Annotated in this window: 15 protein-coding genes and 1 pseudogene; 8 read left to right on the top strand and 8 right to left on the bottom strand. The window is 61.4% G+C overall.

Annotated features, from left to right (window positions below; genetic code table 11):
• Nucleotides 1–8 precede the first annotated feature (8 nt).
• Complete coding sequence (locus tag ACVWW1_RS37525) at nt 9–311, top strand: hypothetical protein (protein WP_456659343.1); 303 nt, start codon at nt 9–11, stop codon at nt 309–311.
• Nucleotides 312–458: 147 nt separating this feature from the next.
• Here the strand turns inward: ACVWW1_RS37525 and ACVWW1_RS37520 are convergent, their stop codons facing one another.
• The 5 genes from ACVWW1_RS37520 to phbB all read right to left on the bottom strand — a co-directional run bounded on the left by ACVWW1_RS37520 (nt 459) and on the right by phbB (nt 4,286).
• On the bottom strand, nt 459–629 hold the full coding sequence (locus ACVWW1_RS37520; RefSeq protein ID WP_456659342.1) for a hypothetical protein: 171 nt from the start codon (nt 627–629) through the stop codon (nt 459–461).
• Between the two features lie 160 nt (nt 630–789).
• Nucleotides 790–2,538 (bottom strand): PHA/PHB synthase family protein, encoded by a 1,749-nt coding sequence (locus tag ACVWW1_RS37515; RefSeq protein WP_456660771.1) that lies wholly within the window; start codon nt 2,536–2,538, stop codon nt 790–792.
• Between the two features lie 151 nt (nt 2,539–2,689).
• Complete coding sequence (locus tag ACVWW1_RS37510; protein WP_456659341.1) at nt 2,690–3,070, bottom strand: hypothetical protein; 381 nt, start codon at nt 3,068–3,070, stop codon at nt 2,690–2,692.
• Nucleotides 3,067–3,546 carry a CBS domain-containing protein gene (locus tag ACVWW1_RS37505; RefSeq protein ID WP_224924264.1) on the bottom strand — a complete coding sequence of 160 codons (480 nt, stop codon included), beginning with the start codon at nt 3,544–3,546 and terminating at the stop codon, nt 3,067–3,069. The genes ACVWW1_RS37510 and ACVWW1_RS37505 overlap by 4 nt, the downstream gene beginning before the upstream one ends.
• Before the next feature lie 14 nt (nt 3,547–3,560).
• Nucleotides 3,561–4,286: an acetoacetyl-CoA reductase gene (phbB, locus tag ACVWW1_RS37500; RefSeq protein ID WP_456659340.1), complete on the bottom strand. Its 726-nt coding sequence runs from the start codon at nt 4,284–4,286 to the stop codon at nt 3,561–3,563.
• Nucleotides 4,287–4,451: 165 nt separating this feature from the next.
• Here phbB and ACVWW1_RS37495 point away from each other — a divergent pair, with 165 nt between their 5' ends.
• The 6 genes and pseudogenes from ACVWW1_RS37495 (at nt 4,452) to hemN (ending at nt 8,902) form a co-directional block, all read left to right on the top strand.
• Nucleotides 4,452–5,288, top strand: a complete 837-nt coding sequence (locus ACVWW1_RS37495) for a universal stress protein (protein ID WP_456659339.1) — start codon at nt 4,452–4,454, stop codon at nt 5,286–5,288.
• Between the two features lie 47 nt (nt 5,289–5,335).
• Nucleotides 5,336–5,660 (top strand): annotated as a pseudogene (locus ACVWW1_RS37490) (c-type cytochrome).
• Nucleotides 5,661–5,722: 62 nt separating this feature from the next.
• Nucleotides 5,723–6,445, top strand: a complete 723-nt coding sequence (locus ACVWW1_RS37485; RefSeq protein ID WP_176533373.1) for a CBS domain-containing protein — start codon at nt 5,723–5,725, stop codon at nt 6,443–6,445.
• A 19-nt stretch (nt 6,446–6,464) separates the two neighbouring features.
• A complete protein-coding gene (locus ACVWW1_RS37480; protein ID WP_456659338.1) occupies nt 6,465–6,629 on the top strand; it encodes a hypothetical protein in 165 nt (54 codons plus the stop codon).
• A gap of 189 nt (nt 6,630–6,818) precedes the next feature.
• Complete coding sequence (locus tag ACVWW1_RS37475; RefSeq protein WP_456659337.1) at nt 6,819–7,496, top strand: helix-turn-helix domain-containing protein; 678 nt, start codon at nt 6,819–6,821, stop codon at nt 7,494–7,496.
• Between the two features lie 53 nt (nt 7,497–7,549).
• Nucleotides 7,550–8,902 (top strand): oxygen-independent coproporphyrinogen III oxidase, encoded by a 1,353-nt coding sequence (gene hemN, locus ACVWW1_RS37470; RefSeq protein WP_456659336.1) that lies wholly within the window; start codon nt 7,550–7,552, stop codon nt 8,900–8,902.
• A gap of 29 nt (nt 8,903–8,931) precedes the next feature.
• Here the strand turns inward: hemN and ACVWW1_RS37465 are convergent, their stop codons facing one another.
• On the bottom strand, nt 8,932–10,032 hold the full coding sequence (locus tag ACVWW1_RS37465) for an OpgC domain-containing protein (RefSeq protein ID WP_456659335.1): 1,101 nt from the start codon (nt 10,030–10,032) through the stop codon (nt 8,932–8,934).
• 257 nt (nt 10,033–10,289) lie between these two features.
• Here ACVWW1_RS37465 and ACVWW1_RS37460 point away from each other — a divergent pair, with 257 nt between their 5' ends.
• Nucleotides 10,290–11,027, top strand: coding sequence for a CBS domain-containing protein (locus ACVWW1_RS37460; RefSeq protein WP_207835301.1), 738 nt, complete (start codon nt 10,290–10,292; stop codon nt 11,025–11,027).
• Between the two features lie 68 nt (nt 11,028–11,095).
• Here the strand turns inward: ACVWW1_RS37460 and ACVWW1_RS37455 are convergent, their stop codons facing one another.
• Nucleotides 11,096–11,308, bottom strand: a complete 213-nt coding sequence (locus tag ACVWW1_RS37455) for a DUF6894 family protein (RefSeq protein ID WP_456659334.1) — start codon at nt 11,306–11,308, stop codon at nt 11,096–11,098.
• A gap of 251 nt (nt 11,309–11,559) precedes the next feature.
• Complete coding sequence (locus ACVWW1_RS37450) at nt 11,560–11,724, bottom strand: hypothetical protein (RefSeq protein WP_456659333.1); 165 nt, start codon at nt 11,722–11,724, stop codon at nt 11,560–11,562.
• Nucleotides 11,725–11,859: the final 135 nt, after the last annotated feature.

Below are 11,859 nucleotides of genomic sequence, written 5' to 3'. Positions count from 1 at the left end.
ATCCGGAATTGGTCGAGCCGGCGAAGTCTGTCAGCATCCTTTCACCAGAACAGGAGGATGCTATGAACCGCGCATTGGGTCTTCTTTTTGCCGGAAGCGCCATCGCTACGGCAGCGCTTGTTCTATTCTACAACTGGTTCTTCCCCGACGCGATGCCGCTTGCCTCGACCGAGCCGCTTCTGGCTTGGCGATTTGAGGCGGCCTTTGTCGTATCGGCGGCAGCCTGGACCGCAGCCTTTGTGGCAGCGGCGTCTGCGCTGTCGTTGCTGCTGATAGCCTTCACCGGTCGGGACGCTACCGTCGGACGCTAGAATGAGTGCACTCGCTTAACTTAACTTGCTTTGACGTCTGCTGTGCATCGAGGGCCGACCTTGCAGGGCCGGCGCGCGATGCATTCGCATGAAAGATCATCCGCAAGCTGGCGATCGGCGGCTGGGCTCGAAGCGGATGGTGGACGGTTACGCCTGGCGCCGCCACACACTCCAGAGAGCACCGACCATCAGAAATCCGGTTACGAGTAGAACGACGACGAACATCTGCATGATGTCGAAGTTGAGGGTATCGCGCGCGACAAACAGCGCTGCGACGAACCCCGCGAGTATGAAGAGAATTCGAATAATGAGACTCACGGCTCTCTCCTGCAGACGGGCGCGGCTCATGGCCCGCGAATTTCGCTCCCGGAACGTTGAGCCAGACCCTCAACCCTGCGGGCGACGCTGCTACCATAAAGACTTGGCACCGCTGGACTTTGCGGCAGATCAAGCCCGTCCAAGGCGACAGCCTGCCGGATCAATGCTGCAGGACGTACTGTCCGGGCGCATCGTCGAGCGGCAATCTACCCCCGGGAGCGCAAAGCGCCGATTGCGCCGGCACCCACGCACCGGAATGCGCCGTGAGGAAGCGAACCCACTCCAGCCACCAGGATCCGTCGCGATTCACCGCCTTCCGCAGCCACTCGTCGGGGCCGACATAAGGTTGATCCGCCTTCTTCTCCAACAACTGATAGCTGTGCCCCTCCTCCGACGGCGGAGCAACGATGCCGGCGTTGTGACCGCCGCTCGCCAGCACGAAGGCGATATCGGCATCGGCCAACAGATGAATCTTGTGAACCGACCGCCAGGGCGCGACGTGATCACGAACGGTGCCGACCACGAACATGGGGGCGCGAAGATCGGAAAGTGCCACCGGCTGCCCGTCCGCCAAATAGCGGCCCTCGGCAAGGTCGTTGTTGAGAAACAGCTTGCGCAGATAATCCGAATGCATCCGATAGGGCATGCGAGTCGCGTCCGCGTTCCATGACATCAGGTCACTCGGTGCGGCGCGCTCGCCCATGAGATAATCGCGTACCAGGCGCGACCAGATCATATCGTTCGACCGCAGCAACTGGAACGCACCGGCCATCTGCGCCGTCTCGAGCACGCCGCGCTGCCGCATCATATCCTCCAGGAACGCAACCTGGCTTTCATTGATGAAGAGCGTCAGCTCGCCAGCATCGGTGAAATCGACCTGGGCTGCCAAGAGCGTCACCGAGCGCAGGCAGCCGGGCCGCTCCTTCTGCAGCCGAGCAGCCGCAATGGCGAGTAGCGTCCCGCCAAGGCAGTAGCCAGCCGCATGGATTGGACGTTCGGGAACAAGCTGATTGATCACGTCGATCGCGGCGTCGATCCCAAGCTTGCGATAGTGATCGAGACCAAGTTCGCGATCGGCTGGCCCGGGGTTGCGCCATGAGATCATGAACACCGTAAAGCCGCGTCGAACCAGGAAGCGCACGAGCGAATTCTGCGGCGAGAGATCGAGGATGTAATACTTCATGATCCACGCCGGCACGATAAGTACCGGTTCGGGGCAAACGTCGGCCGTCTCGGGTGCGTATTGGATGAGCTCGATCAGCTCATTCCGGTAGACAACCTTGCCCTTGGTCGCGGCAACGTCCTTGCCGACCACAAATGGGGCGGGTCCGGACGGACTGGCGCTCAACAGGTCCTTGCAATCTTCCAGCCAGTTATGCCAGCCCGACACGAAGTTGCCGCCACCTGAATCCATCGCTCGCCGCAGCACCTCGGGGTTGCTGAACGCGAAGTTAGACGGCGCCACGAAATCGAGACATTGGCGGACGGTGAAATCCACAATTGCCGCATTTGCCTTCGAGACGCCACGCAGGTCGCTGGCCGCCGCATGCCACCACTGTTCGCCCAGCAGGAAGGCCTGGGCCATGATATTGAACGCCGGCAGCGACCAATCCTGGCCGGAGAACCTATTGTCGCCTGGCTGCGGCCTGACCATGAACCAGGGTTGCCAAGCCGCATGCGGCGTCGACACCATTCGCGCGAAGCGCGAGCCGTCACCAAGAGCTTTCAGTGCAAGCTCAAGCCGTTTTCCGGGCGACGCTGCGAGGTGGAGCTGCCAATCGGCAAACGCGAGCGCAAGGCTCGCCGGCGAGATGCCCCCAGTCCATCGCGCCATTGCCGCGTGAGCCAGTTGGTCGATCGATTCGGCCGCCGTCGATCCTTCACTCTCAGGGGCCACGGAGGCTGGCATTCTTGCGGCCGCCACATCGTCGTTGGCGGGGGATGTGGTTTGGTCGAGAACTGCTTGGACTGTCATCGCTCACCTCCTTGCTCGAGCGGGATGAGCTCGGCTCTTACCTGTCTTCGCGTTCGGCGCCTGCTCCGACGCCAGACGTCCCTGCCTAGTCGAAACGGAACCGTTTCCGGCCCAATGCCACGATCTCGCCGTCCGTCGGATGATCGCTCGGCTCAACATGCAAATTGAGGCCGGGCCTTGCCGTTCTGAGATACTGCATCAGCTCGGTCTTCTCGGTTCCTGGTCCGATGACGAGCAGATCGCTGCAACCGCCCACGGCCTCCCCTACCCGGGCGAGGAATGTCGCGTCGGCCTGGACGCGGCCATCGCCGATCGTATTCGCCTTGTGATGCAGATGCTGCGAGGGCAAATGAGCATGAACGGCCGTGGCGCTGACTCCTGTCAACCCAATGCCGAAAATTTTCGCGACAAGGTGATCGATCCAAACGACGGCATGCGCATGTGTTTGCAAGGCAATCTCGCTCATGAAGTGACTCCGGTGCTTGCTTTCTCTGCTTCTCTCAATCGGCGCGCCAATGCTGCAAGCAGTTCCCTGCGACTGACAATGCCGACGACAGCGCCGGCGCATACCACGGGAACCTGGGCAACATCGTAGATATCCATCTGCGCGACGACGTCCTCGATCGATGCCTCGACATCGACGGTGATTGGAGAAGAACTCATGAGCGAACCGACCCGCAAGGTGCGCATACGTTCGCGTTCGGGCGTGTTCTCGGCAATGCCGAGCAGCGACTCCAGCCAGTTTCCGGACGGTGGGCTGATGCCAAGCTCGTCACGGTGAAGGAAATCGCCCTCCGAAACCATGCCGATGAGAGCTCCAGCATCGTCGATCACCGGCAGGCCGCGCTGATCAGTCTCAAGCAGCAGTTGGACGGCGTTGAGCACCGTGGCGGTCGGCTTGATCGTCGCGAATGAACTGCGCATCACGTCAGTTGCGAGCATGGTCATTCTCCCATTCAGCACATGTGCTGGCCGCCATTGATCGACAGCGTCGACCCGGTGATGAAACCCGCTTCGTCGGCGGCAAGAAATGCGACGGCACGGGCAATTTCTTCCGGCTGCCCCAGCCGCCCAACCGGGATCTGCGGCAGAATGGAGTTCTGCATGACATCAGTCGGCACCGCGGCCAGCATCTCGGTATTGATGTAACCCGGGCAGATCGCATTGACCGTGATCCCAAATCGCGCGCTTTCGAGCGCGAGCGCGCGGGTGAAGCCGAGCTCGGCGGCCTTCGCCGCGGCATAGTTCGTCTGACCGATCTGGCCCTTCTGCCCATTGATCGACGAGATGTTGATGATCCGCCCGAACTTGCGCGCCCGCATGCCCTCGATCAGCGGCCTGCACATGTTGAACAGCGAATCCAGATCAGTTCGGAGCACCGCGTCCCATTGCGGCTTCGTCATGCGGTGCAGCGTGGCGTCGCGCACGATGCCGGCATTGTTGACCAGGATGTCGATCGGACCGAGCGCGGCTTCGACCTCGCGGACACCAGTTGCACAGGCATCGAAATCGGCAACATCCCACCGGAAGGTGCGAATTCCGGTCTGCTCGCCAAATCGGCGCGCAGCGTCCGCATTTCCAGCGTAGCAGGCCGCAACCCGGCACCCGCCAGCAGCGAGGGCCCGTGAAATCGCCGCGCCAATTCCCCTGCTTCCACCTGTAACCAATGCGACGCGCGCCATGCCGGCTCCTCCAAGCTGGGCACAACATTTGCGCGAAGTACACGCTCGATGAATTGATCTCGCTCAATCAGAATCCACGAACGCGCATGAGGCAGATCAAATCGGCCCGCCTCGACCGGTGCTTTGATGGCACTTGCTCTTCCATCCCCCTTTGGAGAACGGCCCATGTTCAAGAACATCCTGGTCCACATTCCGACGGAGCTGTCGCCACGTCCCGCGGTCGACGGATCGGTTTCGCTCGCGCTCGGCATCGGCGCGCATCTCGACGCAATGGCGATCGGCTACGAGACTGCCAGCGTACCGTTGGTCGCTGAAGGGGGGGTGGCGGTCGCCTCGCTGTTCGAGGCCGAACACGATCAGGCCCTCGAACGCGCCGAGGCGGCGCTGCGCGTCTTCGACGTCGAGGCACGGAATGCAGGGATATCCTTCGCGACCCGCGCGGTGGGTGCGCTTCCGATCGATGCGCGCGAGATCATCTGCGCGAACGCGCGTCTGCACGACCTCACCGTGGTCGCCCAGCCGCTGGGCGACTACAACAGCTATGACAATGTGATCCCACGTGAGCTTTTGTTCCAGGCCGGCGGTCCCGTCCTGTTCATGCCCTACACGTTCCACGGCGCATTTTCAGCGAAGCGGATCGGGATCTGCTGGGACGGCAGCCGGCTTGCCGCCCGCGCGCTGCATGATGCGATGCCGCTGCTGCGCGCTGCCGACGCCCTTGCCATCATCACCATCGATGGCCCTGACCCTATCCCTGCGGAGAGCTCCGCCGACCATCTGGTGCGATATCTTGCCAAGGCCGGTCTTCCGGCCAAGATCACATCATTGCCGGCGTCCAAGTCGGAGGTTCAGTCGATCCTGCTGTCGATCGCGGCGGATGAGAGCCTGGATCTTCTGGTGATGGGTGGATACGGCCACTCCCGTCTGCAGGAAATTCTGCTCGGCGGCGTCACACGCGACATGCTGCGCGCGATGACTGTTCCGGTCCTGATGTCTCACTAAGCGAGGGTCGAATTGTGAAGTATCCTGCCGGAACATTTCCAAGGCATGTGGCCCGCGGATTCGTCATCATCGGCGCGATCTGCGCCGCACTGACTCCAGCTGCTGCGGACCAGGCGCAAGGCCGTCGCCTTGCGCAGCTCTACTGCGCCCGCTGCCATGCAATCGACAAGGTGAGCCCGAGCCCACTGAGGATAAGCACCTCCGTTCCGGACATTGCACGAACGCTATCCGGTCGAGATGCTGCAGGAATCGCTCGCGGAAGGAATCGTCACCGGCCATCCGACCATGCCCCAGTTCAGCTTCGAGGCGGACCAGGTGGGCGACTTCATTCTGTTCTTGAAATCGCTGGAGCGCGGGCAAGCAGACCGTTGAGCCAGGTCAATGTGCGGAGTGCACGGAGCTTTATTCTATTTTTCTCAACACGGAGGTCCGACATGCGTGCGCATCAGATCATGACCAAGCATATCATCGCCGTCAGTCCGCACACGAAGATCCTGGATGCGGCCAACATCATGCTGCGATGTCACCTCAGCGGTCTGCCGGTGATGGACGAAGACGGCACGCTCAGGGGCATGGTGTCCGAGGGAGATTTCCTGCAGCGCGGCGAGATCGGCACGGGCCACAAGCGCTCAGCATGGCTGGAACTGTTCACCGGCGTGGGTCGTGCCGCGACCGATTTCGTGCACGAGCGCGGTCGCAAGGTCGAGGATGTCATGACGGCGAACCCGATCACCGTCGAGGAGCAGACGCCGCTCGACGAGATCGTGCACCTGATGCACAAGCATGGCGTGAAGCGGGTGCCGGTCGTGAACGGCAAGACCATGGTCGGGATCGTCACCCGGGCAGACATCCTGCAGGCCGTCGCATCGCTGGCGCGCGAGGTTCCCGACCCGACCGCCGACGACAGCCATATCCGCGAACGGATCCTGCGCGAAATCAACGCCACCGGCTGGCGTCCGGCCGGCTTCCAGGTCTGGGTGCGCAACGGCGTCGTGCATCTGCACGGCCTGATCTTCGATGACCGCGCGCGCCAGGCCGCGATCGTGCTCGCCGAGAACACCTCGGGCGTCCAGGAGGTCCATGATCACCTCTGCTTCGTCGACGGTTATTCCGGGTACTATGTGGAATCGCCGGAAGACATCAAGGCGGCCGGCTGATCCGATCGAGGAGCTCAACATGGCAATGAGTACGCTGCTTGTCGTCACAGCCGTCTGTCTCATCTTCTCGATCTTTGCGCTCGCGCTCGTCCTGACCGATCGCAGCACGACGCGCTGGCGTGAGGAAAAGGACGGGAATCGAGCCACCACACGCGCTGCCTATCCCGACAAGAACGGGACCTAGCCTCGCTTTTCGCCCCGCGCGCCGAGACACTGACGTCTCGGCGTGCGGCCACCGTCTATTCCTCCGTGTCCCCTTAACCTACGTACAAATACGTAAGTGGCTTCTACTTAGGGGAAATATCCAAATTTCCCAATCCGTCAGATGCGATCAACCTGGCTCCATCGATCTTCTCATCCATGGAGCGTCGCCATGCAGACCCAGAACGCCATTTCTCTCGAGAACAGCCGTCACCCGACCAGCATCCTCAACCGACAGGCGCGCGTTGAAGGGCCCTTCGGCATTATTGGGACGCCGATGCGATTCGCACGCAACAGCGAGATTTACGGCGAGGATGAGGCCTCGGAATACCTCTACCAGGTCGTCTCCGGCGCCGTCCGAACTTACAGGATTCTGGAAGACGGGCGTCGCCAGATCGGCGCTTTTTATCTCCCCGGCGATATCTTCGGCTTCGAGGCCGGCGAGACGCATATCTCCTCGGCTGAGGCCGTCTCCGAGGCCCGGGTCATCGTAGTCAAGCGCGCCGCGCTCATGGTCCGTGCCGGCCACGAAAAGGATCTGGCACGGCAGCTGTGGGATGCGACGGCCCAGGAGCTGCGCCGTTTCCAGGAGCATCTGATGCTCCTGATCTGCAGCGCCGAAGATCGTGTCGTCGGCTTCCTTCATGACATGGCGCGCCGCGCCTTCAAGAATGCCGCCATCGAGCTTCCGATGTCGCGCCAGGATATCGCGGACTATCTCGGTCTGACGATCGAAACGGTGTCACGCACCTTTACCCAGCTTGAGCAGAACGGCGTGATCTCGCTTCCGACCTCGCGCCGGGTGGAACTGCGCAACCGTGCGATGTCGAACCGGATTATGGCGGCGTGAGAAGGGCGCGCCAGGCTCCGAGAGCCGGCGGCGAGTGAGAGGCAAGGAATCGAATGCGGCCGAACCTGGCGATCACCTATGGGCAGGACAGGCTGCCGCGGTACACCAGCTATCCTACGGCTCCGCATTTTTCTGCGGAGGTTGGCGAGGCTGACTACCGGACATGGCTCAGGTCGGTTCCAACTCGCCGGCCGGCGTCGATCTACCTGCATGTGCCGTTTTGCCGGTCGATGTGCTGGTACTGCGGGTGCCACACCTCGATCTCCAAGCGCGACGAACCGGTCGCCATTTACGCCGCCGGCCTTCGCACCGAAACGCACCTCGTTGCGGAAGCGGTCGGTCAGCGATTGCCCGTCTCCCACATCCATTTCGGAGGCGGCACCCCGACGATCATGACGCCCGAAACCTTCGCCGATCTCGTCAGCGCGCTACGTTACTCGTTCTTCGTGCAGCCCGATGCCGAGATCGCCGTCGAGATCGATCCCCGCACCCTGACCGAGCCGATGGCGGAGGCATTGGGCTACAGCGGCGTCAACCGCGCGAGCCTTGGCGTCCAGAGCTTCGATCCTGTCGTTCAGCACGCCATCAATCGTTCGCAGAGCCTTGAGCAGACCGCGGAAGCGGTCGAGCGGCTGCACCGTGCTGGCGTCGGTCGCATCAACTTCGACCTGCTCTACGGCCTGCCCTCCCAGACTGTCGCGTCCTGCCTGGATACTGTCGGCAAATGCGTCGCGCTGCGGCCCGACCGATTTTCCGTGTTCGGATATGCCCATATTCCCTCCTTCAAGAAGCACCAGCGCATGATCGACGAAGCGTCGCTGCCGGATGGTCTCGAGCGGCATCGTCAGTCCGAAGCAATCGCGCAGGCGCTAACCGATGCCGGATACATCCGCATCGGCCTCGACCATTTCGCGCTCCCTGGCGACAATCTGGCCATGGCAAAGCGCAAGGGCCGGCTGCGGCGTAACTTCCAAGGCTATACGGACGATTCTGCCGAGACCCTGATTGGTCTGGGCGCCAGCGCAATCGGCCGCATGCCGCAGGGCTTCGTGCAGAATGCGGTCGCGACACGCGACTACCTTGCGCGCATCGCCGAGGACCGGCTTGCCACCGTCAAGGGCTACATGCTGACCGCAGAGGACCGTTTCCGTGCCGACATCATCGAGCGCATCATGTGCGACATGGCCGTGGACCTGCCGGGAATGTGCCGCCGACACCGCTGGGATCCTAGTTCGGCCGTCGTCGATCGTTCCCGGCTCGACAGGCTGATCGCGGACGGTGCCGTGACGATGATGGGTGATCGCCTCTCGATCAACGATGACGCGGAATTCCTGGCCCGAAGCGTCGCCTCGGCGTTCGACGCTCACCTTGGTCGCGCCACGGCCCGGCATAGCCGAGCGGTCTAGGTTGCGACCATGGCGGGGGTGCACCCCTTTTAGAGCAGCTTTGGATGTTGTCTGCTCCGTTTGCTGATCGAGGTCATGCATGTCGCAAGCAGAACGAGCACCGCGATCCCTGCAGCGCTCACCACGAACTGCGACGCGATGCCGTTGGACACTTCGGTGAGATACCAACCCGCCAGCAGGGATAGCACGACGGCCGCACAATAGGTTTCGAGCGAACGCTCGCCGCAACGAATTGCGCCCTTCAGGCCGCCCCTGGCAAATCTCTGCCAATTCGGCGGCACGAACTTCGCCACGACGACCGCGATTGCCAGGAAATGCAGGAGCCGCAGCGGGTCTAGATCCGTCTTGTCGATCGGATAGATCACCCGCGCAATGTAGCTCGGGATCGCGGCCGCCAGTGGCTCGATCTCCCAGCTCAATGTGATCACGAGGCTAAGGCCGAGGTACGCTATCGCAGTTACAACCACGGGCCACGACACGATTTCCCGCCCGAACATCCGGTAGCCCCGAATCGCCCACCACGCCCCAAGAACGACGAGGAACTGCCAGGCAAGCGGGTTGAAGTACCACTGATTGACCGGCCACTCCGGCAAGTTCCAGTCGTAAGATTGGACCAGCGCATAGATGAAGGCGGAGATCAGCAGGGACGCATTCGGAAACTTCAATATTCCCCAGAGGACAGGTGCAAACGATAGGTGAAACAGCACGAAGGTCGGCAGCACATCCGTATTCACGGGGCGATACATCAGGATGGCGGCATGGGCCAGCGCTGCACCCGGCTTTTGCAGCAGGATCCTCACGTTGGCTTGGTCCGCTAGTTGGTCGCTACCCGACCCATACACGACCACGGCAAGCGCTACGGTCAGGATGAGGAAGGCCGCATAGATCTCCCAGCTTCGCAGCAGCGTATGCGCGAAGACTGAAGCCCACCCATCACGACGGCGGACATCGCTGTAGCTCAGCGCACAGGTCACGCCGGACACGAACATGAAGACTTCGGTCGCATCGCTGAAGCCATAGTGGCGCAGGGTCAACCAGCTGAAGACATTATTGGGAATGTGATCGAGAAAGATGCACCAGAGAGCAAGACCTCGACACACGTCGAGCCGGAGATCGCGGTCCAAGGACACGATGTCGTCTTTCCCCGGACGAACCGTCAGGAGTGCGGGGTTCCGGTGAACATTCCGGCCGTTCAGGCGGCCGGTCGAACAATCAGAAAGCATGGACCGTTACCAACTGTCGGCGGCTTGCCCAACTCGGTTGAGCATATCAGCGCAATTACACGACCGTCCGGTTGATAAGGATCAACACACGTTGTTCCTTCCAGGAGCTAGTTGAGTCGTATCAGCTCATGTCGGAGGATCTACGCGTGCGCGTACGGGAGATCATGTCACGGAACGTCATCACAATCGATGCCGATGCATCGGTGATCGATGCCATCAAGACAATGCTATCCCATCACATCAGTGGCCTTCCTGTCGTCGATCGGGATGGAGCGCTTGTCGGAATCCTGTCGGACGGCGATTTCATCCGCCGCGTGGAAGTTGGAACGGAGAAGCGCCGCGGCCGCTGGCTTGCGATGCTCGCAGGCACGAGCCAGGTCGCACTCGACTTCACCCGTCAATACGGCCGTAAGGTCAATCAGATCATGTCGCCCAACCCGATCACTATCGAGGAGGACACCCCGCTCGAGCAGGTCGTTCAACTCATGGAATCGCACGGCGTCACGCGATTTCCGGTCATGCGCGATAAAAAGCTGGTCGGGATGGTCACACGTACGGATTTCATGACCGCCATCGCAAACCTTCGCCTCGACCTATCCTCCTCTTCCGGCAACGATGACCAGATTTGCGCATCCGTCATTGCGGCACTGGCGCATGCGCCCTGGCGACCCGCTGCGCTGAACGTGAGTGTTCGCGACGGGGTTGTCAGCTTACGCGGCAACATCCGGAACGACAATGCGCGCAAGGCCACGACCGTTGCGGTGGAGAACGTTGCGGGCGTGAAGCGGGTTGACGACCAATTGGTGAAGATCACCTACCCGCCGCCGGAGGAGGACTATGGCGGTGGCGACTTTGTCTCGTTGGAGGAAGAGCCTTCGACCGAAGACGATCAGCCCTTGTAGGCTTGCGAGAGGCCCGACGATGGTGCCAATGGCCCTTGGGCGTCCCAGTTTAGGCGCCAGCTCGGTTTTCAGGCAGGATAGATCGCCTCCCGGTGAATTTCCTCGCCCGACTCGTCGATGACCACCACGTGACGATCGACGTCGCCAGAGGGGTTCTCGCTTCGAATCCTGCTCGCCATCTGCTTGCTGTGCGTGATCGCGGCGGCGACGTTCGCGAATTCAAGTCCGATCCGATCACGGACCGGAACACCATCCTTCGTGTCGAAGTAGTAGGTTCTCATCAGGATCTACAGGTCTCCGATCGAAAAGCGCCCGCCCAAAGAAACTGCCAGCTTGCGGCAGCCGGCAGCTTCAGTGGGCTGCTGTGCGCAGTTGGGGGATCTGCGCGGCCCAAGCAAAGCGGAATGCTGAGGCGTCGGACTTGATCTGCATCAATCCGGATTGCGATCTTCTGTCGCGTCTTGAGACGCGATGCAGGCACGAGCGGCCCGGCCGTTCAGCCGGTGCCGTGCCCATCATCGTGACACGAAACTTATTCTGCGGCCTTTGGGCTTGGGTTTTGCTTGCGCCACTCGGCTAGCTTGGCTTCTTCCTCAGCCAGCAGCTTATGAAGCATTTCGATCTTCCGCGCGTCAGTCTCAGTGGCCAGCAGTTCTTTGTAGTGTGCGATGTTGGCCCTGAAAATGAAATCAGCCATGGCTCATTCCCCGCATAAGAGCCGGGGAGCCATTTTGTCAAACTGACGCGGGCATGACAACATACGTTACTGTGTACACCGTGGAACTACGGTGTCCCCTATCAAATTCGCTGTCGGCCAAGGTTAGCAATTCCG

It is taken from the genome of Bradyrhizobium sp. JR3.5, from assembly GCF_054057015.1.
Note: the sequence above shows the minus strand (reverse complement) of the source record. Positions and strands in the feature narration are given on the sequence as shown.

What these genes read in the sequence shown, in the direction of transcription:
- ACVWW1_RS37475 (WP_456659337.1), top strand. Translation starts at nt 6,819, where the DNA reads ATGCAGACCCAGAACGCCATTTCTCTCGAGAACAGCCGTCACCCGACC.
- ACVWW1_RS37485 (WP_176533373.1), top strand. Translation starts at nt 5,723, where the DNA reads ATGCGTGCGCATCAGATCATGACCAAGCATATCATCGCCGTCAGTCCG.
- phbB (WP_456659340.1), bottom strand. Translation starts at nt 4,286, where the DNA reads ATGGCGCGCGTCGCATTGGTTACAGGTGGAAGCAGGGGAATTGGCGCG.
- ACVWW1_RS37460 (WP_207835301.1), top strand. Translation starts at nt 10,290, where the DNA reads ATGTCACGGAACGTCATCACAATCGATGCCGATGCATCGGTGATCGAT.
- ACVWW1_RS37480 (WP_456659338.1), top strand. Translation starts at nt 6,465, where the DNA reads ATGGCAATGAGTACGCTGCTTGTCGTCACAGCCGTCTGTCTCATCTTC.
- ACVWW1_RS37510 (WP_456659341.1), bottom strand. Translation starts at nt 3,070, where the DNA reads ATGAGCGAGATTGCCTTGCAAACACATGCGCATGCCGTCGTTTGGATC.
- ACVWW1_RS37455 (WP_456659334.1), bottom strand. Translation starts at nt 11,308, where the DNA reads ATGAGAACCTACTACTTCGACACGAAGGATGGTGTTCCGGTCCGTGAT.
- hemN (WP_456659336.1), top strand. Translation starts at nt 7,550, where the DNA reads ATGCGGCCGAACCTGGCGATCACCTATGGGCAGGACAGGCTGCCGCGG.
- ACVWW1_RS37515 (WP_456660771.1), bottom strand. Translation starts at nt 2,538, where the DNA reads ATGCCAGCCTCCGTGGCCCCTGAGAGTGAAGGATCGACGGCGGCCGAA.
- ACVWW1_RS37495 (WP_456659339.1), top strand. Translation starts at nt 4,452, where the DNA reads ATGTTCAAGAACATCCTGGTCCACATTCCGACGGAGCTGTCGCCACGT.
- ACVWW1_RS37505 (WP_224924264.1), bottom strand. Translation starts at nt 3,546, where the DNA reads ATGCTCGCAACTGACGTGATGCGCAGTTCATTCGCGACGATCAAGCCG.
- ACVWW1_RS37450 (WP_456659333.1), bottom strand. Translation starts at nt 11,724, where the DNA reads ATGGCTGATTTCATTTTCAGGGCCAACATCGCACACTACAAAGAACTG.